The organism is Cellvibrio sp. KY-YJ-3 (assembly GCF_008806955.1).
Lineage (GTDB): Bacteria > Pseudomonadota > Gammaproteobacteria > Pseudomonadales > Cellvibrionaceae > Cellvibrio.
Window position 1 is genome coordinate 2,407,073 of the sequence record NZ_CP031727.1, and the last position, 25,112, is coordinate 2,432,184.

At 47.3% G+C, this 25,112-nt stretch carries 14 protein-coding genes; 6 read left to right on the forward strand and 8 right to left on the reverse strand.

The features are described 5' to 3' along the window. Nucleotides 1–112: 112 nt before the first annotated feature. On the forward strand, nucleotides 113–1,807 hold the full coding sequence (locus D0B88_RS10180; protein WP_151056925.1) for a nitrite/sulfite reductase: 1,695 nt from the start codon (nucleotides 113–115) through the stop codon (nucleotides 1,805–1,807). Continuing rightward, nucleotides 1,804–2,322, forward strand: a complete 519-nt coding sequence (locus tag D0B88_RS10185) for a DUF934 domain-containing protein (protein ID WP_151056927.1) — start codon at nucleotides 1,804–1,806, stop codon at nucleotides 2,320–2,322. The genes D0B88_RS10180 and D0B88_RS10185 overlap by 4 nt, the downstream gene beginning before the upstream one ends. 77 nt (nucleotides 2,323–2,399) lie before the next feature. Here D0B88_RS10185 and D0B88_RS10190 read toward each other — a convergent pair whose 3' ends face one another. From D0B88_RS10190 to D0B88_RS10225, 8 genes are all read right to left on the reverse strand, one after another. Next, nucleotides 2,400–3,728, reverse strand: a complete 1,329-nt coding sequence (locus D0B88_RS10190; protein ID WP_151056929.1) for a glycoside hydrolase family 105 protein — start codon at nucleotides 3,726–3,728, stop codon at nucleotides 2,400–2,402. Nucleotides 3,729–3,816: 88 nt separating this feature from the next. Next, on the reverse strand, nucleotides 3,817–6,633 hold the full coding sequence (locus tag D0B88_RS10195; protein WP_151056930.1) for a rhamnogalacturonan lyase: 2,817 nt from the start codon (nucleotides 6,631–6,633) through the stop codon (nucleotides 3,817–3,819). Nucleotides 6,634–6,703: 70 nt separating this feature from the next. After that, the gene (locus D0B88_RS10200) at nucleotides 6,704–9,676 is read right to left on the reverse strand and encodes a TonB-dependent receptor (protein WP_191966410.1); all 2,973 of its coding nucleotides are present in this window, start codon (nucleotides 9,674–9,676) and stop codon (nucleotides 6,704–6,706) included. A 407-nt stretch (nucleotides 9,677–10,083) separates the two neighbouring features. Continuing rightward, nucleotides 10,084–11,445: an oligogalacturonate lyase family protein gene (locus tag D0B88_RS10205; RefSeq protein ID WP_151056934.1), complete on the reverse strand. Its 1,362-nt coding sequence runs from the start codon at nucleotides 11,443–11,445 to the stop codon at nucleotides 10,084–10,086. A 109-nt stretch (nucleotides 11,446–11,554) separates the two neighbouring features. Beyond that, complete coding sequence (gene rhaT, locus D0B88_RS10210) at nucleotides 11,555–12,619, reverse strand: L-rhamnose/proton symporter RhaT (RefSeq protein ID WP_225318316.1); 1,065 nt, start codon at nucleotides 12,617–12,619, stop codon at nucleotides 11,555–11,557. 2 nt (nucleotides 12,620–12,621) lie between these two features. After that, nucleotides 12,622–14,073, reverse strand: a complete 1,452-nt coding sequence (locus D0B88_RS10215) for a glycoside hydrolase family 28 protein (protein ID WP_225318317.1) — start codon at nucleotides 14,071–14,073, stop codon at nucleotides 12,622–12,624. A 173-nt stretch (nucleotides 14,074–14,246) separates the two neighbouring features. Beyond that, nucleotides 14,247–17,153 carry a TonB-dependent receptor gene (locus D0B88_RS10220; protein ID WP_225318318.1) on the reverse strand — a complete coding sequence of 969 codons (2,907 nt, stop codon included), beginning with the start codon at nucleotides 17,151–17,153 and terminating at the stop codon, nucleotides 14,247–14,249. A 202-nt stretch (nucleotides 17,154–17,355) separates the two neighbouring features. After that, complete coding sequence (locus tag D0B88_RS10225; RefSeq protein ID WP_225318319.1) at nucleotides 17,356–18,606, reverse strand: rhamnogalacturonan acetylesterase; 1,251 nt, start codon at nucleotides 18,604–18,606, stop codon at nucleotides 17,356–17,358. A 282-nt stretch (nucleotides 18,607–18,888) separates the two neighbouring features. On the opposite strand from D0B88_RS10225, the gene D0B88_RS10230 reads away from it, so the two are divergent. The 4 genes from D0B88_RS10230 (at nucleotide 18,889) to D0B88_RS10245 (ending at nucleotide 25,090) form a co-directional block, all read left to right on the forward strand. Next, nucleotides 18,889–21,018, forward strand: a complete 2,130-nt coding sequence (locus D0B88_RS10230; RefSeq protein ID WP_151056944.1) for a beta-galactosidase — start codon at nucleotides 18,889–18,891, stop codon at nucleotides 21,016–21,018. Nucleotides 21,019–21,044: 26 nt separating this feature from the next. Further along, nucleotides 21,045–21,359: an L-rhamnose mutarotase gene (gene rhaM / locus D0B88_RS10235; protein ID WP_151056946.1), complete on the forward strand. Its 315-nt coding sequence runs from the start codon at nucleotides 21,045–21,047 to the stop codon at nucleotides 21,357–21,359. A 72-nt stretch (nucleotides 21,360–21,431) separates the two neighbouring features. Beyond that, nucleotides 21,432–22,487, forward strand: a complete 1,056-nt coding sequence (locus tag D0B88_RS10240; protein WP_151056948.1) for a family 43 glycosylhydrolase — start codon at nucleotides 21,432–21,434, stop codon at nucleotides 22,485–22,487. A gap of 32 nt (nucleotides 22,488–22,519) precedes the next feature. Next, nucleotides 22,520–25,090 (forward strand): glycosyl hydrolase 115 family protein, encoded by a 2,571-nt coding sequence (locus tag D0B88_RS10245; protein WP_151056950.1) that lies wholly within the window; start codon nucleotides 22,520–22,522, stop codon nucleotides 25,088–25,090. The last annotated feature ends 22 nt before the right edge of the window (nucleotides 25,091–25,112 follow it).

Consider the following 25,112-nt stretch of genomic DNA (forward strand, 5'->3'; position numbering starts at 1 on the left):
TCTGTAGTAATTCTGATTATCTGCAACTGTTTTGCAGTACAGAGCAAGGCTAAGGTAAGCGATCAACCTTGGCTGCCAATCTGGTGCTCTGTTATGTGTGTGGTGCTCTGTTATGTATAGCTACGATGATTATGATTACGCGCTGGTGCGTGAACGGGTGGAACAATTCAGGGATCAAGTTGCGCGCCGCTTGAATGGTGAGCTGACGGAGGAGGAGTTTTTACCGCTGCGTTTGCAAAATGGTTTGTATATGCAAAAACACGCCTACATGTTGCGTGTGGCGATTCCTTACGGCGTGTTATCCGGCAATCAGTTGCGCACGCTGGCGCACATTGCACGTACTTATGATAAAGGTTACGGCCATTTCACCACGCGCCAGAATATTCAATTTAATTGGATTCAATTAGAACAGACGCCGGGTATTCTGGATTGCCTGGCCGCTGCGCAAATGCATGCGATTCAAACCTCTGGCAACTGTGTGCGCAATGTCACCACCGAAGCTTTTGCCGGTGTCGCGGCGGATGAAATTATCGACCCGCGGCCCTTCGCTGAATTATTGCGCCAATGGTCAACCATCAACCCGGAATTTTTATTTTTACCGCGCAAATTTAAAATTGCGATTTCCTCGGCCGAACAAGATCGCGCCGCGATAAAAGTGCATGATATTGGCTTGCATGTTTATCGCGCGACTAACGGTGAAATGCTGCTGCGCGTTTATGTGGGCGGTGGTTTGGGGCGCACGCCAATTATCGGTTTGGCGATTAAAGAGGATTTGCCTTGGCGCCATTTGCTCTCCTACGTGGAGGCCATTTTGCGTGTATACAATCGCCACGGTCGGCGGGATAACAAATACAAAGCGCGCATTAAAATTCTGGTGAAGGCGCTGGGTATTGCTGCGTTTGCAGAGGAAGTGCAGCGCGAGTGGCAAGCGATTAATGCTGGCCCGGCGGAAATTACTGATCAGGAATACCAGCGTATTGCCGCCGCGTTTGTTGCACCGGCCTATGAATTTTTACCCGCACAGAATTTTGATTACAACACCCAGTTGTTTAAGCATGCGGAATTTTCCCGCTGGGTTGCGCGCAGTGTAATCGCGCATAAAGTGACGGGTTATGCGGCGGTTATTATTTCCACCAAGCCGGGCATAAGCGCGCCGCCGGGTGATGTTACCGCTGAACAAATGGAGGTGATTGCTTTACTCGCCGAACAATTTGGTTTTGGTGAAGTGCGTGTCGCCCACGAGCAAAATCTAGTGCTGCCTGATGTGCGCAAAGCGGATTTATTTGCTTTGTGGCAAGCGCTGGATCTGATCGGCATGGCCACACCCAACGCCGGGCTGCTCACCGATATTATCGCTTGCCCCGGTGGCGATTACTGCTCGCTTGCCAACGCCAAATCCATTCCCATCGCCCAGGCAATTCAACAGCGTTTTGAGGATCTGGACTATTTGCACGATGCCGGTGACGTTAGTTTAAATATTTCCGGCTGTATGAATGCCTGTGGTCATCACCACATTGGCAACATAGGCATATTGGGTGTGGATAAAAACGGCAGCGAGTTTTATCAAGTCACACTGGGTGGCGCTCAGGGCAATGACAGTCGTTTAGGTAAGGTGATTGGCCCGGCATTTTCTGCCGCAGAAATGCCAGATGTGATTGAAAAAATAATCACCACTTACAAAGATTATCGCGAAGTGGATGAACCTTTTATTGATGTGGTGCAGCGAATTGGTATTGATCCCTTTAAAGAAAACCTCTACCAAAACTCAGCGTCACCGCAGCAGCAACCCATGGAGGTTTTGCCATGAATAATGTTATTGCACTTGCGCAAAGCGGTGCGCACATTGTGGAGCAAGACCCCTGGGTGTTTATTAATTCTGAAACTGAATTGGTTGAGGCTTCTGCGCACCAAAAACTGATTCTGCCCTTTTCGCTGTGGCAAAAGTGTCAGCCGGATGCCGTACTGCGCGGCGAACAGCAAAGCGTACAGGGTTTTTGGCTCGCGCCTGAGGAAGAGGAAGAACCCGTAAAGCAATGGTTAGCAGTAGTACCGCTGATTGCGCTGCAATTTCCGAGCTTTCGCGATGGCCGCGCATACACCCAAGCCTACGTATTGCGCACCCGCTTGGGTTGGGCCGGGGAATTGCGTGCGGTGGGTGATGTATTGCGCGACCAGCTTAGCCATATGCGCCAATGCGGCTTCACCAGCTTTGCCATTCGCACCGACAAATCTGTTACGGATGCGCTCAAAGGGTTGTCGGGTATAAGTGTGCTCTATGGCCGCTCAGTCATTCAGCCGCTGCTATTATTTCGGCGGCGATGATTTTTAAATCATCATTGCGATACCCGCGTTAGCGGGTATCCATTTTCAGCCTCAAGTGAAAAATAAATGGCTGAATATTATGGCTGTGAATAATCCACCCAGGGATCAAACATCAAATCCTTTACCGCTTGTTTTTCAGCATTGCGGCGTTGGTCTTCACGCACCTGCTCGGGAGTTGGGTTGGCGGGTAACGGGCTGGGGGGAATATCGCTGGCGTGATATTCCGGTTTGGGCGGTTTGGGTAATGGCAGCGGTAGTTTAGTAATCGGTTGATTTAAATTGGCGATTTCCAAGCCCGCTAAAATAAAGGCGCCCGAGGCATAAAGCGCTGTAGTTTCGCGTTTGGTGGGTACGGGTTGATCGCCCGCAGATTGCACCTGGCCCAATATGCCGTTGGGCAAAATATAATTATTTAAACCCGCCCAGCCTCTCAGCACTTGCAGTAAATACTTATCGCGCTCGAGTAAACCGTGGTTAATGCCAAAGGCTAGTGCATAGGTAAAAAATGCGGTGCCGGAGGTTTCCGGTTCCGGGTAGGCTTCCAGATCCAACAAGCTTGCGCGCCAGAGTCCGTCCGGTTGTTGGAGTTTGGCGATACTGGCCATCATCTCCTGGAATAGTGTCACATACTGCGGGCGGCTTGGATAATTCTCCGGCATGGCTTCCAGAATACGGGCGAGTCCTGCTACTACCCAACCTTGTCCGCGCGACCAGAATATTTTTTTGCCGTTGGCGGAGCGGCGCTCGATAAAACGTTCATCGCGCGCAAATAAATTAACGTCTTTGTCGTAGAGGCGCTCGTACACGCGCCAAAATTGTTTATCCATGGCATCGATATATTTTGCATCGCCGGTAATTGCCGACATGCGTGTTAATACCGGCGGCGCCATAAATAATGAATCGCACCACCACCAGACTAATTTTTGTGGCGCAGGTGTGAGGCTTAAATAGGGTAGGGTGTAATCCAGCCGCTGTTGCAGCGGCATAAGCACGCCGGGCAAACCGGTGCGTAAATAAATAGCTTGATATAAATCACCAATGGCTTGATCGTCGGCATTAATTAAATGTACCGGCGCGCCGTGGCCTTGGTGGGCGTAGTTAAAACGCTGTGCAGTTTCCATGTTAAACGCGAGCACATCTGACACATTGGCAACATCCACTAATTTGGCGGTACCGACAAAAAATGTGGCGGAAATCCAGTTGGTGTTAATGTGCCGCCGTTTTAATTCAGGTTTGGTTTCTATTTCTTTTAGTCTCGCCACCTCCGCTAAGGCAAGTTTTTTAATTGTGGTGATAGTTTGTTCGCGCTCAGGGATTTTATTGCTAATGGTTTCTGCCTGAGGTGACGTAAACATCAAGCTACTGCTAATCGTTAGTGCGATGGCGAGTGTTTGTGTGAGCTTCACAATAAATCCTCGTTGTGGTAATAAATGATCGGGCAATAAAAAAATGCCGAGCTGTAAAAAACAGTCGGCATTTTTTTGATGCGGAGTTTTAGTATGTAATGCTGGCTTCCGGTATGGTATTTACCGTGGTGCCATCAGTCATAGTGAGTTTGAACATATACCAATAGGTTGTTCCTGCTACTACGCCGGTATCTACTAGCGTTCCCTCTTGCGGAGCGCTGGCGATAACACGGGTTCTACCACTGGCTTGGTTGCGGGTATTGCGATAGATCTCAACTACGCGAATAGATGGGAAGTCTTGCAGCTTCCAGCTCAAATTAATGCCATTGCTAACTTTACTACTCACTAGATTGGTTTTTGGTTCGAGTATTGTGTCGACGTAAGCAGGCTCTGTGCGCACCAATTCGTTTGTTGTCGCGTTATCAAACTCAACCCAGTAGTAATAATTTTTACCGGCAGTGGCGGTGGTGTCCTGCCAGCTAATGCTATCAGCGGTGGCGGTGCCGACTAATTGACTGCTGGAAAAATCCGCCGGTTGTGTATTGTCTGGCGTTTCTGCGCGATAAATATGAATGCTGCGTAATTCCATATTTTCGCTGCGCCAGGTTAGCTGTACTGGCACCATGTTGTTGATAATATTTAATTCCACTTGCGGAATTAAGCTAACTGACAATTGGGTTTTGGATGTTCCAGCATCGAGTTGACGATGTTTTTTACCACCGCGCAGTTCAGCGGAGTAAATATAATTTACATCCGGCACTACATTGGTATCGATCAGTTCACCTTGATCGCCATGAACATAACCAATTCGAATTTTATTGTCTGGTGCGTCCTCAGTGCTGCGGAAAATATGAGCACCGTTAAATTTTGCTTTGTTGCTATACAGGCGCACAGTCACTTTGTTCGTATCGCCTTGTGCGACTAATTTTGCCCAGCGAGTACCTTTAACACTGGTTGTGGCATAGTCGGGCACTGTTTGCATATCGCTACCCAAATAGAAGCTCGGGTGCGGTGGTTGGTTGTAACCTACATTTTGCCAGGCAATCGCTACACGGTATTGCGGGTTTTGCATCAGGGTAGGAATGCGATGATTGGTGGGAATCGGGCTGGAGAAAATCATTAGCTCGCTGCTGTCCGCTTTGGCCCAAACCACTTCTTCGCGCCAATCACCAATAATATCAGCAGAAATAGCAGGTGTGGCTTTGGTGCCATTGGCAGACACTGCGCTGTATAAATCGCCATTCAAAATAATATTGGAAACACTATTTTCGTAATCCCATTTATATACTTTGTTACCGTCCAGAATTTCGCGTAACAAATCACCATCCCACCAGAGTGCAAAATTAACTTGGGGTGGGCGAACATCACCAATTAATTGACCATTGGCTGCTACCAAGCCAGCAACGGCAGAAGAACTCCAGTTTTCATTGCCTGCAAAACGGGGGTCTATATCAATACTTACACCGCGACCAATATCGCCACCGTTAGTTGGGCGGCTCCACAATATTTGGCCGGTGGCCGCATCGTGCAATTCCACTCCGTATTCCACACCGTCTTTGGTGTAGCAGGAGGGGCATTCATGCACCATAAAAATTTCCTGGCCGGGGCGAGTAGGGTCTATGTCGGAAACATGCAGTGCATCGCCGTGGCCTAAACCTGTGCTGTAAAGTGCATGGCCGTTATCGTCGATGGTAGCAGCGCCGTAAATAATTTCATCGCGGCCATCGCTATCCACATCGGCAACCGACACACTGTGTGCACCCTGGCCGTAAACAATTTCATCGCCATTGGCGTTATTGGTATCAAACACCCAGCGCTCGCTGAATTTTCCATCGACCCAATCAAATGCAGCAACCACCGCGCGGGTGTAATAACCACGGGCCATAAATAAACTTGGTGTTTCACCATTCAAATAAGCGACGCCCGCCAGGAAACGATCCACGCGGTTGCCATAGGTATCGCCCCAGCTGCCGACATTGCCGCGCTGAGGAACATAATCAATAGTGTCCAGTGCTTCGCCCGACAAACCATCAAACATGGTTAAATATTCTGGACCATTTAAAATATAACCGCTGCTGTTGCGATAATCGGCACTTGCATCCCCAATCACTGTACCGCGACCATCGACTGTGCCATCTGCAGTTTTCATCGCAATTTCAGCGCGACCATCGCCATCAAAGTCGTAGGCGATAAATTGGGTGTAGTGCGCACCGGCGCGAATATTTTTGCCCAAATTAATTCGCCAGAGTTGTTCGCCTTCCAGGGTATAAGCGTCGATAAACACATTACCGGTATAACCGCTTTGGGAGTTGTCCTTGGCGTTGCTGGGGTTCCATTTCACAATTACTTCATAGTCGCCATCACCATCCAAATCGGCAACACTTGCATCGTTCGCGCTGTAATCGTGCATCATACCCAAAATGGAATCACCTTTGGGTTTGTTGAGTGGAATACTTAAATAAGCGTTGCTCCATGCCGTTGCGCTATTCGCTTTTTTATCTTGCAGGTGATGTTCACCTTCAATCATCACATGATATTTATCCCCCGCTTTGCCTTGGGTATCCATAAAAAAAGTGGCGGATGCCAGCGGCTTTTTGGTTAATTTTTTACCATTGCGAAATACATGAAAGCCTTTTTTGGTAGGATCTTTTTGCAGCAGACGCCAGCTAATGGCATTGCCGTTTTCGGTGGGAATGACAACTAAACCGCGATCCAGATTCTCCACAGATTTTTTAATTTCACAGGTTTGTGATTCACGGCAATCGGGTTTTTTCTTATCCTGCTGTTGATGCGCTTGGCTCAGCGGGACTGATAAAGCGGTGAGCGCACAAACTGAAAAAACTGCCTTGCGCAACCAAGGCTGCTTTAGGCTATTAAGGGATGTGTTGATATAAGAGAGTTTCATTATTGGTTATTCTCCTTAAAGGTTGATAATAAAAAACCCCGAGGATTAGTCGGGGTTTAGCGAACAAAAATTACATTTTATAGGTTAGGCCAATGGCAAATTCTCTGCCTGAATAGTCATATTGGGACATACGACCTTCGCCTGAGTTATATACCAATACTTCTTTGGTCAGGTTGCGGCCATCGATATAAAATTTTAGTTTTTCGGTCAGGTTGTAATTAAATTTTGCATCCAAATAACCGCCATCATCGACGTACAGTGGGTTGCCTGAGCGATCAGATGCCCGCCATAAATATTCGCCCCGGAAGTTGTAGGCAAGACGTACACCCCATACATCGGTTTCGTAAAACGCACTGATGTTGTAGCTGTCTTGTGATTGTTGAGGGAAGGGCAATTCCTCGCCCGTAATGCCATCAAATAAACCTACATCTTCGGCTTTCATGTAAGTGTAGTTAACGCTGCCACCTAAACCATCGAAGGGGGCAGGCAACATGGTGAACATAGTACTTGCCTGAAGTTCAACGCCTTTGGTGGTTGCACCGGTATTGTTATATCGTTGACGCACATCCCACACGCGGCCATCGTTAAAAAAATCCACGTTATACTGGGTGTCCGGATCAAAAATCCAGTTATCCATTTTTTTGGTAAAGAAGGCAGCAGATACAATCGAATCTTCATTCGGATACCAGGTTAACGCGAGATCCAATTGATTCGCGACATAAGGATTTAATGCCGGATTTCCTGCCGTACAGGTATTGGGTAGATCATCAATTTGAGCTTGGGTGTAGTCGTTAATCACGCAGGTTGCGTTTACGTTAATGTCTGCAATGCGCGGATGTGCCATGACTTTTGCGGCACCAAAAAATAATTCCAATTCATCCGGAATTAAACCAAGTGTCAGGTTCAAACTTGGCAAAGTTTCTGTGTAGCCTTCCTTAATCGTTTTGCGACCGTTGAAGGCATCCGGGTGATCGATAGCTTCAATAGGGGCTGCATAAGCGCCGGTAACAGGGTTAACGACAGGGTTGCCGTTGGCATCCAACTGATCCACCATCACACGGATAGTGACATCACCATTGGCTGTGGTTTTAGTATCCACTACACGCACACCAAAGTTACCTTTTAATGGCATGCTACCAATGGCCATTTCAAAGTTGGCTTGGCCATAAAACGCATTGGTCGCTACGTCCACATCAAAATTTCCGCGATTAATATTCAAGTCGTTGCGGGTAGTATTGTCTGCACTGATGGCTCTCAACTCTTCCAGAATTGCCTTGGAATCGAGTGCTTGCCAGGTACTGGGGGCATAAGTGTTGAGGCTGAAATTTTTAAAGAAATCGGGCGTGCTTTTTGTACGGCCTTCAATCAGCGCAACTTGATCGGCCATAGTCCACTCTTGGCCGTTATAGTTAGCACCAACGTTGCGAACTATGTTGTAGGCATAATTTGCATTGGTAAATTCCTGGGTGTTGTATTGGTAACCGGTTTGGAATTTGGTGAAGAACCCGCTATCTGGCGAATAGGCAAAATCCAGTTTTGCCATGTCTTCCTGGGTTTCATCTTCCATAGGGCGATAGTTATAAGATCCCCCACCAGAATAACTGGCAGGATTATTCATATCGAACTTATTGGAGGTATCGGTTAAATCACTGGCATTGCGGATATAGGCATTGCTTAAATCGATGTTTGGTAAACCCTCACGGTTTAATGTCACTTCCATATCGACAATCCCACCAGCCCATACGGTGGTGCCGCGCGAATCAATATCTTGTTCAGACGTTGAGCGTGCAATAACGCCAGAAGCCTGAAATTTATCCTGACTATATTCAAAACCGGTTTCAAGCATACTGGTTTCTTGATACCAATCGATATCCAGTACACGGTTGCTGACGGTCGCATCACGTGTTTTAAAACCAACAACATTTTTGCGATCATCAACAACAACTGACTCAGGTTTTAAGCGCGCTGCAGAGTTGGTTTCAAACTGCATATTAATATCGTAGGCCGACTTATCCCGCTCGTTATAGGTGTAACCTACATAAGCCGAGAGGCTATCGGTGAAGGCGTATTGCACCATGGTGTTTGCGCTTAAACGATCTTCCTTGCGTGCCCAGATTCCATAACGCGGTAAGTAGGGTACAAATTCTTGCCACTGTGCCAAACACACATTGCGATCAGCGACAACAGAAATGCTGGAGCAACCGGATTGTTCGGTTATGTTTTCGTATTTGGGGTTAACCGATGTTTTTGCTGCATCGCCATCGTAGTCAGCAAAGCGCGCCCACTCCGTATTGCGAATACCGTGCAGTACTGTGTCTTTGTTGGCAGCGGTAACGTTTACCAAGACACCGAGTTTTTCATTAAATTTGTATACACCAATTAAATTGGTTTTAGGCATGGCATCGCCAATCAAATCGTTGTATTGCACTTCGCCATTGGCCGAAAAAAAGTTATTTTCAAATTCATTCGGCTTACGGGTGTTTACTTGAATCGTGCCGCCAATACCACCTTCAGTTAAACGCGCTTCGGAACCTTTAATAACGTCCAACGATTTAACTAATTCAGAAGCCATATCGCGGAAGTCCACGCCGCGGCTGCCGCCCATACCCATAGCGCCAACGCTGTTTAATTCCACGCGCAGTAAATCCGGGTCTACACCACGCACACTTACCGATGAGCCTTCGCCGTTGTCGCGGCCAATTTGTACACCGGGAATGCGTTGCAATGCTTCAGCGATATTTTTATCGGGGAAGGCGCCAATATCTTCGGCTACCAATGAGTCAGTCATGGTCACTGCCGCTTTTTTGCGGTCCAGTGCACTGCGTTGGCTGAAACGAATGCCGGATACCTCTACTTCTTCAATATCTTTATCTGCGGTAGTGGTTACTGTCGCGGATTGCTGCGCAAAAGCGCCGGGGCTAAGCACGGCCAAACCGGCACTGGCAACCAACATGGATGCAATACCGCTGGCGAGGAGCTTGCGCGAAAAGGGGATGTTGGTGTTTTCTACTCGTGTTGACTTGATTTGACTGAAGGTAGTCATTTTTCCCTCTCTATTATTGTGTTTAACGATTATTTTGAACGAACCACCGAATACTATTATCATATTAATTCATGGTCAATCATAAACAATCATTTTATCGGTCATTGGTAATCATTTGTGGTCATAGGTAACACTGGCTGTAACCAACGGAAAATTGCGTTCAAAAATGGCGCATTAATCATTAAAAAAGGAATGCCTTAAAACCTGAGGGAGGAGCGAGAGTGCTGACGTTGGAAAAAACAACACAAAAAAGAAGAGGTACTAAAAAGAAAATAAGAAGAGAGAGATGAAAGAGAGAAATAAAAATAAAAAAGCAATAAAAATAAAAGAGTAGTGAAAGAGAAAATAAACATTAACAAGAAAAATACTGGTTTGAACTTTTGCCAAACCAGCAGTACAACAAATACTTAAAGTTCTACGGCGTAGGCGTGGATTGGGCCGTGCATATTAGAGCGGAAGACTAAATATTTTCCATCCGGCGAGAACTGCAAGTTGGGTTCTACACGGTAGTCGTGTTTATGCATGTCCACGAGCTTGGTTGTTTTTAATTTACCGGGGCGAATTAATTGCGCTGCATTGGGCGCACTGACGGCTATGTCTTGAATAATTTCCGGTTCAAACAAATAAATATATTTGCCGTCCTCGGCGCGTGCGACCATTTCGTGGTCGCCGCCATCACCGGCTAGCAATTTTCCATCGCGCGATATTTGGTAATGCACTGACCACTCGTTGCGTTCAAGGTGATACCAATGGCGCTGTTGGGTTTCCAGATTGTAAGTGGCTAACCAAAAAACTTCGCCGCGCGGGGTTTGCAGATCGTAATACACCGTTTTGCCATCAAACGAAAAAAATTCATGGCCTGCAATTTCCATATTCATGCTGCGCTGGTGAATTTTTTGTTTATTTTTGCCATTGATATCAATCGTCCAGATCCTATCCACCATATGCCAGGGGCCTTCGTGGCAATACATAATTTTGCGCGGGTCGGCAGGGGAGAACTGCACATGGTTTAGCCAATCGCGTGAACTGGTAACCACTTTGCGTTTACCGGTTTTAATATCGATGGTAAAAATTTCCATGGGAATATTTTTAGCCAGGCGCTCAGCCATACGCAGTTCTTTAGCTTCAGCGAAGTTCAGTGGTTTGCCGTCTGGCCCTAAGGCGTTATAGCCACCGTCGGTATTGGCGACTTTAGGGCCGGGTTGCAATTCTACAAATTCAGTGGCGTAGGCGCCTGCCATTAAAGTGTCATCGGCATTGATGGAGGTGATAAAACCCTGGGGAAAAATACCAATAAACGTTTGTTTTCCGCTGGGAATATCAATCGCATAGTATTCGACATTATCAAATAGATTGGCGTTGTCTTTACCTTTGAATTCAGCGGTATATTTGCGCGCATAACAAATAGGTTTGGCGTAGGACACCATAATCACTTCATACTGGCCTTCGGCTAACAGCGAATGGCTATGGGTTGAAAAATCATACAGGCCTATACCCTCAGGGGTATTCATAACCATGTAGCGGCTGTCGTGAGTAAACGCATTGTCGTGAAAGTAAAGGGATTTTGAATTATCAATTTGCGACAGGCGGATAATCTTTTTCTTGCTTATCGGATCAATCCATTCGGTGGGAATAACTCCGTGGGTGTTAGCGGCAATAGGTACGCTAGTAGATTGTGAGGAAGGTAAATCTGCAGCCATTGAATGTTTATTCAGCATCAACAGCGCGCTGCCAATAGCGGAGGAAATTAATAAGTCTCTTCGTTTCATAGGTTTTATCCTAACGATTTTTATGGATACCCGCATTCGCAGGTATGATGAAACTCACAAATGTTAAAGCTGGCAAATGACGAACCTGTAGAAGGTAAGTGCTCGCCGATTACACCAAAGAATTGCCGTAGCCGATCACAATAGTGGAACTCACTAAACAACTGAGGCCAAGGAATACATAATTCAGGGTTTTACGGCTGGAACCTTTCCATTCTTTTAGTGCAAACCCCCAGAGTGACGAAAAGATAATGACAGAAGCCATATGCAGCGTCCAGGAGGAAAAACCATACTCGCCCATTTGGCTTTCACCCATGACATAAAAGAAAAATTGGAAATACCAGAGCACGCCTGCCAATGCGCACCAGAGTAAATTAATACCGCTGGTAGCGGGGCGCTCATTCGCTGAACGCATTTTGGGTTGGAGGATTTCCGCAGCGGTTTTATTTTTTACAATTAAATAACCACACCACAGAAAATTAGTCGTGGCACCGCCAATCAATACAATACAAATAACCGGTAAACCTTTGAATAGCGGATTAGTTCCTGCGGCGGCTGATAATGCTGCCAGCGGTTCACCAGCGGAAATGCCGAAGGCAAAACAAGAGGACATGAGCCCGCAAAATAACGCGACTAATAAACCTTTTTTTAAATCGAATTCAGCGATATTTTTCTGCCGCTCTTCGGGTGGGCTTTCTTTTTCTTTGCAGATTCCACCTGCACCTACAATCGCAATACCTAGCAAACACATTGCCAGCCCGACCAACACAATTTTTCCGTGGGTGGTGGGTAACACCTCCGTAAAAAATACGCCTTTGAGCATAGGTGGAATAATGGTGCCAAAAAATGCACATAGCCCGAGTGCAACTGCCATACCTAGCGACAAGCCCAGGTAGCGCATAGTCAAACCAAAAGTTAAGCCACCCAGCCCCCAGAGCAGACCGTACACAATACATTGAATCAGTGTGTTGCTATCGACAGCGGCAATCACGCCAAATAAATCCTCAGTGCGGAAATAGGCAAAAATCCAGGGGGCGAAAATCCACGAGAAAAATCCGCCCATTAACCAATAGATTTCCCAAGACCAACCGCGCACTTTGCGAAAGGGAACATAAAAGCTGGCAGACGCTAATCCGCCCAGCCAATGGAATAAAACCCCGAGTAATGGATTTGACATAATTATTGCGCCGCTGATCTTAGGTAAGTGATTTCGCCTTTGGTGTTGGCGACATCATCAAAAATAACGGCATCGGGGTCAGTCGTTTCAATGGTTACATTATCAAAACTAAATCCGCGCCCATGAGTGATTGCACCGGAGGCTGCGGCGGTAATGTGCATATTGCTGAAGTGAACATTTTGCAGCGGCGCTTCTGCATAACCCTGCATCAAAAATGCGGCGTTGGCATCGGCTTTTATGTTGCTGATATGAATGTCCCGCAGTTTCGGCATGCCCTTTTCTTTGGGTACCGGGGTCGCAAGAATTTTCCAATGTTCCGGCACATTTTTAATGCCGGGTGGAATGACCGGGTAGGAATAAACGGGCAGCCAATTTAAATCCACGCGCACCGCGGCTTCGGCATTTTGTACTTTCATATCGCGGATACGAATGTCAGATACAGTGCCACCGCGTACATGGGCAGATTTAAAAAATATGCCGCTGTACACCGGGCCTTGCACATCCAGATTGTAAACATCGATATTGCGAATACTGCCGGAGGTCTCGCTGCCAAAAGTAACACCGGCTTCGGCGTGGCGAATAATGGAATCGCGGATTACCACGTGTTCGGTGGGGCGGTTCACGCGCAATCCGTCGGCATCGCGCCCGGCTTTTAAACAGAGTGCATCGTCGTTGACATCAATGTCGGCTTTTTCTACCAGTACATGGTGCGATGAATCTATATCGATACCATCGGTGGAGGGGCCTTTGCCATCGGAGTTGTTGCGAATAACTACGTTGGATACTTTTACATCGTTGGAATAGACAATTTGTAGCGTCCAAAAACCGGCGCGGTGCATCTGTAAACCGCCACCCAATTCAATGCGTTTTGAATTATAGACTTGAATTAAACGCGGGCGCTCAGCGTCGTAATCGGCCGCCCAGCGCAAGCCCTTACCTTCATACACATTACGTTTATCCCAAAAGGTTTGCCAAAACACCATGCCATTACCGTCGATGGTGCCTTCACCATAAATGTGTACATCAGCTTGTTCGTATACATTCAATAGCGCAGAAGGCCATACAATATCGATCCCGGCGATGCGGGTTTTTTGACGCGGATAGGATTCAATATTCTGTTTGCCGGTAAGCGTTACGCCTTTATCCAAACGCAGCGCCATGTTGGATTTTAAGAATAGCGACCCGGTAAGGTAAGTACCCGGTTGTAATACCAACGTCGCCTTTTTTGCGGCGGTCGCATCAATTGCTTTTTGTAATGCGATGGTATCGTCGGTTGTTCCATCACCTTTTGCACCGAAGTCGCTGGCGTTAATTTCAAGGGCATTAATATTTTTTGGTACGGCGACTGTTAATTCGGTGCGCTCTAACACTGTGGGATTGGGTTCGGCCTGCGCGGGAAGTGTTATGAGGCTTGCGAGTAAAACGATATAAGCAGGAAGGGTTAAACATTTCATTGCACCATCTCCATTTATTTTTATGGATACCACGCATTTGCGGGTATGACGAAAGCGTATTTTCAGAGTTCCGTGGGAAATAAAAATCAACCAATAAAAATAGGTAATAGAAATTAGAGAATAAAAAAGGCTGCCGGAAAATTCCGGCAGCCAACAGGCCTTGCTATGGTTTGTTAAAACTTGGCACTAACACCAACAGTGAGGGTGCGGCCAATAACGGTTTCAAACAGTGTGTCCTGACGGTTACTGTCGATGTACAAGGTGTTGCGTTCGTCGGTGAGGTTTTGTGCTTCCACAATCAACTTCACATTGTCGGTCAGGTTGTACGACGCTGATGCATCCACGAAGAAGGTGGATTTGTTGCCCAATACGTCACTGTCGTTGCCGCCAGAGGGAATTGCGCGCAAATAACCTGAGCGATAGCTACCGGTAGTACGGAAACTGAAGGCGTCATTTTCGTAGTAAATAGTGGTACTGGCCGCATCTTTTGACAAACCAATCAAGTCATTGGTCGTGGTCAGCGTGGGTACACCGTTGGCGCTTTGCAACACGTAATCAATATCTGAAGTTACGTGGGTATAGTTTGCCAATAAACCAAAGTCTTGCCAGAAACCTGGCAGGAACGTAAATGGCAATTGCAGATTTAATTCGTAACCTTTGAGTGGGCCACCTTCGGTATTGGTGGAGCGGTTAACCGTAAACAAATCGGTTGCCGTTGCCGCTGAACCTTCTAAGAGTGTGGTAGGTAGACCCAGTTCGGTGTAGGGCACCAAGCTGGAAATAGATTGAATGTAGGTATCTATATCTTTTTCAAAATAAGCGACGGAGGCTAATGCACCTTCATCAAAATACCACTCCAATCCCGCGTCATAGGTTTTGGCGCGAATCGGTTCCAGGAAGGGGTTGCCCACTGATGCTGTGCGTGTGGTTGGGTTCATCGAACCGCTTGGAATTAACAAACCCAATTCCGGACGCGACATTACTTCTGCAAATGAGAAGCGTGCGAGTAATGACGGATTAATTTCCACCACGATGTTGGTGGATGGCAACAAGTCATCGTATTTACGGCCTACAGTGACCGGATTGGCAACGGTGGGGTAAGCCGAGCCTGCAGGTGCTGCAGTGGGAACAAAGCCCAAGCTCTCTTGATCGGTTTCTACGTAGCGCACACCCAAATCACCGCGTATCGGCATGGCAAGTGTGTCGAAGTTGAACTCGGTCATCACAAAGGCGCTATTAATTTTTTCATTCACTTCTGGTGATTGCGCACCGCACTCAGCGCCACACCACACAAAATCGTCAAAGCCTACTGCTTCTTTCCATTTCTCGTGATCGACACCCACGTAATCACCCAGTGTGCCTGAACCTAACACGTCATTTACACCATTAACACTCAATGTGAAGTCCGACACACTCACACCGGCAGGCAAATTGCGGGTTGCTGTGAATGCGGGTGCAACGATTCGGCTGCGGGTTTTGTAGTCACTCTCGCGGCTTTGTGCACCAAACTTGAGTTTGTAGGTTTCGTTTATTTGCCAAGTGAAATTTGCTTCAGCGGTGGTGTTTTCTGTGGTGCGGGTCAGGTTGCGAGTGTTCCAGTTACCCAGTACTGTGCCGTCTGCCAAACCAGCGCCGTATTGGAAAATGGATGGGTCGTTTACATCCACACCGTATTGCAGCAATGGAATATTGCCGCCGTTGCGGAAATCCATCACGTAGTTGTCGGTGTCGATTGCATCCAGGTTAACTGTCAAACGCTCTGGGTTATCAAACTCGGACATAGAATTGCCGAGCAAAATATTCATTTCAAAGTCATCGCTAAAATTGTGTGTCACATTCAAATTAGTTTGACGGAAGGTAGAGGTAAAGCGATCCACCAAACTCTCTGAGCGCAAATCTACACCATCAAATAAACCGTAAACCAATGAACCTTTATCATCGATTTCCAATTCTTTGACTGACACCATTGGTTGGCCATTGTTGTTGGCGTTACGTGCAAAGGAGAGTGCATCAATATAGTTGTCGCGACGCACTACGTCGTATTTTGAGTGCAAGTTATCCAGAGAAATATTGGTATTTTCGTTCGGTTCCCATTCAAGGGTAATAGAGCCACCGGTGCGTTCGGCATCCTGTTCGGAATTCAAATAGCGCGGAATACGCGGCATAAATACACCGCCGCCAAAACTGCCGGAAACGCCGGTGGTAGTGCGCATTAATTCATAAGCTTCGATGCTGCCAGTACGCGGGTTGCCAGTGCTGCAGTTAAGTGCATCGGCACCTTTAGCGGCGTTAGTCGCGGGAACTTGTGTACCGGTGTAACCCACAGGTGAACAGAAACCACCGTTCACATAGCTAGGTAAAATATTTACGGCGGAGTAACCCACTTCACGAATATTGCGTTCGGAGTGAGCGAAGGAAACCAATACGCCAAAAGTGTCATCAGCAAATTTTTTGGCAATCAAACCTGACATGCGTGGGTCAGTCGATTCACTCACTTCATTGTAAACACCGCGCAGTGTACCGGTCATGGTGAGTTCTTCGCTAAACGACAGCGGTTTTGGCGCTTTTAAATCAACCGTTGCACCCAATGAACCTTCTTCAATATCGGCGCTCGGGGTTTTGCGCACGGTCAATTCAGAGAAAATTTCTGATGGAAATACGTTGAAGTCGAAGCTACGGCCCGCGTTACCTGCGCCATAAATGTCGGAAGAACCTGTCTGCGAGGTGCCTTCCATGCCGTTGATGCGTACACGGGTAAATTCTGCACCCAGGCCACGCACTGAAATGTTTTTACCTTCACCGCCGTCGCCACGAGACAAAGCAACACCGGGAATACGCTGCATGGATTCAGCGAGGTTAGAGTCGGGGAACTTACCAATATCTTCAGAAACAATACTGTCTACAGCGGCAGCGCTTTCGCGTTTTTGCATCAGCGCGGTATTCAATGAGGCTCTAAAACCCGTAACAGTCACTTCTTCGAGTTGGTCGTCGCCATTGCCTTGTGCTTGTACTGCCGTGGCAAGGCTCAGGGTGATAACGGCTGCTGCCAATGGGTTGATTGCAAAGCTGGTGTGTTTCATTTGGTTCTCCATTCTTAGAATTAGCGTTGGACAAAACAAAGCACTAAGGAGTTACCCTGTGTTTTTTGGCATCGTAATACAGGTTTTTTTGCAAAACAATCATATTCAATCAATGTCAATCTAAAGGGGTCATTAAGTTCCAATACCATTCGTTACCGGTGACGTAATTTGAGTATTTAGGTAGCAGTAACAGCGCGGTTTGTTAGTTGCCATCCGGTCTCAGGCTGGAAGCCTGTGGGCTAGGTGCCAAAACAAAGTGTTCGACCGGATCTGGTTGTGCGGGGTGGTAAGCCGGTTGATTGGATAGTTGGGCTGCCAACGCCAGTGATGATTGGCGGATGCTCTCTGTTACACAGCGCGCCAATTGATAGGCACCATAGTTGTTGTGGTGAGTGGCATCTTTGCCATTGTCATTAAATGCGAGCGGTGCCTTATTTACACCGAGTGCTTCATAAAGCTGCACGCTCATTTTATCCAAATCGATTAAGGTGATATTTTTTTCGCGCGCTACTTCGCGCACGGCTTGCGGATACAAGCCATGGCTATTAACGATTTTTCCCTGGTCATTAAAAGTGCGGCGCTGCATTGAGGTAATTAATACGGAGGTCGCACCGCGCAGGCGTGCTTCAGCAATAAATACGTTTAAATAATCTTTATAAGTGGTAGTGGCCTCGACGTAGGTTTGTGGCCATTGTTTTTTCTGATCGTTGTGGCCGAATTGAATCAATAAATAATCACCGGCTTTCATGCGTTCAAGCACTTTGGCAAAACGCCCGGCAGTGATAAATGATTTCATCGTCTCGCCGGATTCAGCATGGTTCGCGATGGCGATTTCCCCTTTAAATAAAGGCGCTGTGAAGAAGTAGGGCAACATTTGCCCCCAGCTTGCGGCAGGCTCATAGGGTTGATCGGTTACCGTGGAATCACCTACCAAATAAACAGTGGGCACATTGACTTGTTGCAGGCTTATCGAGCGCACCTGCGGCGCTGCGCCATTAAATTCCAGTGTTAATTTATTATCCCAATGTAAACGGTGTTGCTCTAATTCTTTTAAGGTAACCCGAGTAGCACCTGGTGCGTTTAATTCCGGCGCTTGTAATAAACCGTTGCGAATATTGACGATAAAACTGCGCTGGATAAATTCGCCGGCAGCCGTTGTTAAATCCTTTACATACAGGCGGCGCAATTCAGCGCGCAACGTATTGGTGGAGGCGAGTGTGGTATGGCCAAACTCCACAATGACCCGGTAATTTCCTTCAGGTACTGCTACCGAAAAATAAAAAGGATCGTTGTTATTGGTGGGGTGGGTTTGCAAATCAAAACCATAACCGCTTTGTTCTGTGTACTGCTGATCGGGGGAAACCTTGTGTTCACCACTGGCTCCTTGGTGATTATCAAACCGGAAAATTTGCGGTTGAGTGAAATCCAATTCTGCTGCGGGAGAGTGGCTCATAGTGTTGTTTGCTGTCGGTTGGGCGTTACACCCCAGGTTGCCGATGGCTGCCAAGAGGATGAAACACAGTGAAACAAGTGGCTGATTAATGATCATTGGAGCTTAACTCTGCTGTTATTTTTAGGGGTGATAATAACCAAGTGTCATGATTGGTCAATAAAAATTCGATACAAAATAGTCATAATCAATCAATAATGCGCATTCATTAGAAGAATACTTGTCGGAAATGACTGCTTTTCACGTAATATAGGATAAACCAGATAATTAAAACGAGAGATAACAATGAATACCACTCGACGTGATGCCATGAAATTCATGGCCTCCGCTGCCAGCCTTACTGCAGCGGCTCCCTACCTCAGTGCAACAGCGGCGGCCGGTGCAACTGCTGTAAGCAGTGTTGACTACACCATGAACAAACTTTGGCACGGTGTCTGTTATTACCCCGAGCTTTGGCCGGTGGAGGATATAGCGCGCGATATTGCCGAGATGAAAAAGTTGGGCATTAATGTCATTCGTATCGGTGAATTTACTTGGTCCACACTGGAGCCCCGCGAAGGAAAAATATCGACCCAATTTATGCGTGAGGTGATGGATAAATTTCACGCTGCTGATATCGCCGTGGTGTTTTGTACTCCCACGCCAACACCGCCGGTGTGGTTAACCCACGGTCATCCGGATCGTTTATTTGTGAACGCAGACGGTGAGCGTTTAATTCACGGTGCGCGTCAACATGTGAGTTATGAGCATCCGGCAGTGCGCAAAGCCTGTTTTCGTATAGTGGAAGCGATTGCAAAAAATCTGGGCGATCACCCGGCCATTATTGCCTGGCAAATTGACAATGAATTGAAGTGCCATGTCGCTGAGGATTTTAGTCCGGCCGCGATTGCGGCCTGGCATAAATGGTTGCAAAAACGCTATGTCACTATTGAGCGCTTAAATGAAGACTGGGGCACCCATATGTGGAGCACTCACTATCAATCTTTTGAGCAAGTACCTGCGCCGTTAAAAACACCGTTTTTGCACAATGCGTCATTAAGCACGGCGTATAGATTATTTAATCGCGAAAGTATTGCGGAGTTTTCCGATCTCCAGTGCGACATTATTCGCCAATATTCCAAAGCGCCCATTACTCACAATACCAACCCCGCATTTAATGTCAGCCATGAGCGCCTGTTTAAAAATCTGGATTTCGCCGCATACGATGCTTATCCCTCCAGCAAAGAATGGCAGGCACTGGTATTTCGCAGCGATATGTACCGCGCCGCAAAACCAGGCCGTCCGTTTTGGTTAATGGAAACCAGCGTGAGTCACAACGGTTGGCTTGGTAATCACAGTGCCATGCATCCGGACGGTTTTTTAAAAGCCGAAGCCGTTTTAGTTTATGGTTTGGGCGGGGAGGGCGTTAATTATTGGCTCTGGCGCCAGCAGCGCAGCGGTGCGGAAATTAGCCACAGCGCGGTGATGAGCAGTTGGTTTAAGCCCACCACCGGGTACGCACAAGTAAAACAAGTGGAGGCTGCGCGCAAACAGTTAGAGCCGTTAATGATAGCGAGTAAACCGCTGGTGCCAGAAATTGCAGTGACCTGGTCTGACCATGCGCGCGCCATGATTGAAACCGAAGCGATGGATAAAGAGCCTGGTTTTCCGGAAACCTACGGCGGCCTGGTACAGCTGTGGCATGGTTTGTTATTCGAGCAAGGTTACCACCGCGATGTGCGTTTTGAAGGCGCAACTCTGGAAGGGCTGAAGTTATTAATTACTCCCGCTATGCCTTATGTGAGCGAAGAATTTTTGCAGCGGGTAATCGCTTTTGTAAAAGCGGGGGGCGTGTGGTTGATTGCACCTGGCACTGGTACCCGCACCCGCGAACACACAGTGCATACCGACAGTGGCATGGGGCTTTTGGATGCGGTGGCTGGCGTGGAAACCCAATATGTATTTCCGCTCACAGCAACCGGCATTACCGGTACCGCTGGCGATAAAACCCTTAATTTCACCGGTTGGTGCGCTGCAGTCACGGCGGCAACTAGCGATACCAAAGTGCTGGGCACACTCAACTCACCGCTGGTTCCTGGCACTGCATTTTTAACTGAGCGCCGTTTGGGGAAAGGCAAAGTTGTGTTGCTATCGGCACATCCCACCGGCGATGAAGGCAAAGTATTTATCAAAAATTTAATTCAAGGTTATGCACAAGCATTAAATATCGCCACGCCCTTTGTCGCGACGCAGGGGACGGTTGTCTGCCCACGTGTAGACAAACAAGGCAAACATTTATGGGTGATTATTAATATGGATGGTGTAGGTGGGACAGTGAATATTCCAGCGAATACGCGTGATGCTATTACAGGGCAGATTGTTGCAACTACGCAGTTGCAATTGGGTGCCTATGAGTGGCGGGTAGTTAGTGTGTAAATTCAAAAGACAAGTGAGAAGATACAATGGAAAAAATCGCTTTTGTAATGACCTTAAAACCCGGCTTTGAAGCGGAATATAAAAAACGTCACGACGAACTGTGGCCAGACTTAGCCGTTGAATTAAAAAACGCCGGCATTTCTGATTACTCTATTTATTTGCATCCGCAATCGCTAAAGTTATTTGCAGTATTAAAACGCACAGATAATCACACGATGGATAATTTACCAGCGACGGTGGCGGTAAAAAAATGGTGGGCGTTTATGGCAGATATTATGGAAACCAATCCTGACAACAGCCCGGTAGTGGAATCGCTGGAGCAGGTGTTTCATTTTGAGTAATTTAAATCCCCCCTTTTTTCAAAGGGGGGATTCGCTTTTAATCATTTTCCACTGCACAGGCCAATAACAATAATGCGCTATTTAATTATTCTTTTTTCACTCTTTTTGTCTGGCTGTGCGGATGTTGCATCGCTAAACCAGAACCAGCAAATCGGTGCGCTCGCCCTCAAACCGCTTTATCGCGACCCTGTGTTCGATGGTGCTGCAGATCCTTCCATTATTTTTAGTACAGCTGAAAAAAAATGGTTGATGTTTTATACCAATCGTCGTGCGAATGTGCCCGGCCTAACGAACGTTAGCTGGGTACACGGTACCCCGATTGGAATTGCGGAATCTGTTGATGGAGCGAACTGGTCTTATCGCGGCACAGTCAATTTTCCTAAGGATATTCCCGGCACTAGCGACGTTGAAACTGCGACCTACTGGGCACCTGCCGTACTTGAGCATGAAGGTATTTATCACATGTACCTCACCATAGTTCCGGGTGTATTTGAGGATTGGAATCACCCGCGCACTATTGTTCACCTCACCAGCGCTGATTTAAAAAATTGGGCTTACCAAAGCACCTTGCCATTAACCAGTGACAGAGTGATTGATGCCAGTGTATTGCAATTGCCCGATGGCCGCTGGCGCTTGTGGTACAACGATGAACTAGCCGGTAAAAAAACATTTTATGCCGACAGTAAAGATCTTTATCACTGGGAAGATAAAGGTTCTGCCAATTTACCCAATGATCGCGGTGAAGCACCGCTCGCTTTTTATTGGAAAGGACATTACTGGTTGATCAATGATTTGCTCGGCAATATCGGTTTGGGAGTTTATAAATCAAGCGATGCGCTCAATTGGCAGCGCCAAAGCAGTAATTTATTGGATATTCCCGGCACAGGTGTTGACGATCAAAATGGCGGCCATCACCCCGAGGTGATTGTGAGTGGCGAGCGCGCATTTCTTTATTATTTTGTGCACCCCGGAGTAAATGCTGAGAGTGTTTATGAGAAAGAGCCGGCATTGGATGTCAAACGCAGTTCAATCCAGGTGGTGGAATTGCAGTATGTTGATGGTTGGTTAGTCGCACAACGCAATAATCCTACTTATGTGTCGCTGCTGCCTGGCAGCACACGACAATAATGTTTCCGTGTTAACAATCAGGTCGCCTCACCATGTTGTATAAAAGACTGTTGCTCAGTATTGGGCTATTGTATTTTCTTCTGGTTGCAATCACCGCGCAGGCACAGGCGCAAACAAAATTTAACTGGGTTGATAGCCGCGCGCACAGTGGCGATTTCCCTTTGGTTGCAAAGAAAAAACCAGCGCCCATTGTGGTGGCAGCAGAAGATTTTAAGGTGGTGGAGATTGCCGCACAGGATTTGGCGCAAGATATCAACAGGGTTACTGGCCACAAACCGCTCATAGTAAGCACAAACCAAAATGCATTACAGGATTTAAAAACCCCGGCGGTATTTATCGGCACTTTGGGGCGTAGCCCGTTTATCGATAATTTGGCGGCGACTGGCAAGTTGGATGTGAGCGAGTTGCGCGGCAAGTGGGAAAGTTTTCTTATCACTGTTGTTGAGCAGCCTCATGCAGGAATGAAACGCGCACTGGTGATTGTGGGTAGCGATAGGCGTGGCACCGCCTATGGGGTTTATGAGCTTTCACAGGCAATTGGTGTGTCGCCCTGGTATTGGTGGGCAGATGTGGTACCAGAGAAAAAGCCTGCACTTTATGTAAGTGCGGGAATGCGTCAGTTCGGGCCGCCTTCCGTAAAATATCGAGGTATTTTTATTAACGATGAAGGTTGGGGTATTCATCAGTGGGCGGCAAAAACCTTTGAACCGGAAAACGGTGTTATAGGGCCAAAAACCTATGAAAAAATGTTTGAATTAATGTTGCGCTTGAAAGCGAATACGCTCTGGCCAGCAATGCACCCGGTGACCAAACCCTTCAATGATTTTCCACAACATGCACAGCTCGCTGACGACTATGCGATTGTGATGGGGTCATCCCATGCCGAACCCATGCTGCGCAACAACGTGGGAGAGTGGAAGTTGCCGCAAGAACACTACAATTATCTGTCTCATCGCACACAGGTGCAGGGTTATTGGGAAGCGCGGATGCAAACCAATGGCAAGTTTGAAAATATCTACACTATGGGTATGCGCGGTATTCATGACTCCTACATGCAGGGCCCCAGAAACGATGCGGAGCGCATTGAGCTGCTGCAGAAAATATTTACTGATCAGCGGACACTCATAAAAAAATACACGCAGCAACCAGTTGAGCAAGTACCGCAAATGTTTTGCGCCTACAAAGAAGTATTGGGTTTATATCGCCAGGGTTTACACGTGCCGGACGATATTACTATCGTCTGGCCGGACGATAATTTTGGTTACATGCGCAATTTTTCCAATGCCGAAGAGCGTAATCGTGCAGGCGGATTTGGGGTTTATTACCATCTCTCCTATTTGGGGGCGCCTATGGCGTATCTTTGGTTGAACACCACACCACCTGCATTAATTTGGCAGGAAATGCATAAGTCCTATGCCATGGGTGCCGACCGTATCTGGATCGCTAATGTGGGCGATTTAAAACCGGCGGAAATAGGTACCGAATTATTTTTGCAAATGGCGTGGGATATCAATCGTTGGCAATTACATAACCAGCAAGATTTTTTACGCACATGGGCGGCGCGCGAATTTGGCGATAAATACGCAACAGAGATTGCGGGTTTAATGCGCGACTACTATCAACTCAACTACCAGCGCAAACCTGAGCATTTGCAGTGGTGGTTGCCGCGTAGCTCACCGCGGTTGAGCGATTTAAATGCAACAGAGCGCAGTGAGCGTATAGAGGCATTTCAGCAACTGCGTTTGCGCACTGAACAGCTGCGTAAAAAAATAAGTGATGCAAAGCAATATGCGTTTTTTCAATTAGTAAGTTACCCGATCAATGGCTCTGCGCTGGCGAATATTCGCTTTCTGCAAGGCGAACGCGGCAATAAAACGGCCGCTTTGGCGGCGGATGCACAGCTGAATGAAGAAACTGCGCTGTGGAGTAACTGGTTGGTGGATGGCAAATGGAAACATTTTATGGCGGTGGAACCCGCCAGCAGCGAATGGGATAAATACCGTATCGCCCCGTGGGAAATGCCGAAGGCGCCTCCTCATCACACCGCCAATACCGAATCAGTTACATCAGCAAAAACACAAAAACCGCGTTACTCATTTGCACTGGAAGCTGAAAACTTTAGCCGCAAACTGGATCGCTCTGGTACTGGTTGGCAAGTAGTTGCAGGGCTGGGGCGCACCGGAAAAGGTGCAGTAGCGCTTTACCCGGTGACTGCACCCGCGAGCAATATTGATAAGTTGCCACAGCAAGCGCCGCGTTTGGAATACGACGTCAACTTTCCCAAGACTGGTACAGTGACCCTGCATTTTTATTTAATTCCCACTCATCCATTAAGTGGCAATAAATTACGTTTTGCGGTGGCGCTCAATAATCGCCCTGCGCAATTGGTGGAACTGGATGTAAACGATGGCAGTACTGAATGGGCACAGGGTGTACTTAATGCTACACGTGTAGTGAGCGGCAACATGGAGGTAACAACAGCCTCACAAACCGGCACACAAACCTTACAGGTTTATGCTGTGGATGCCGGTGTAGTGCTGGATAAAATAGTTGTCGATATTGATGGTTTACCAGCAAGTTATTTAGGTTTGCCGGAAGAATAATGCAGTTTTTATTCAGCTATTA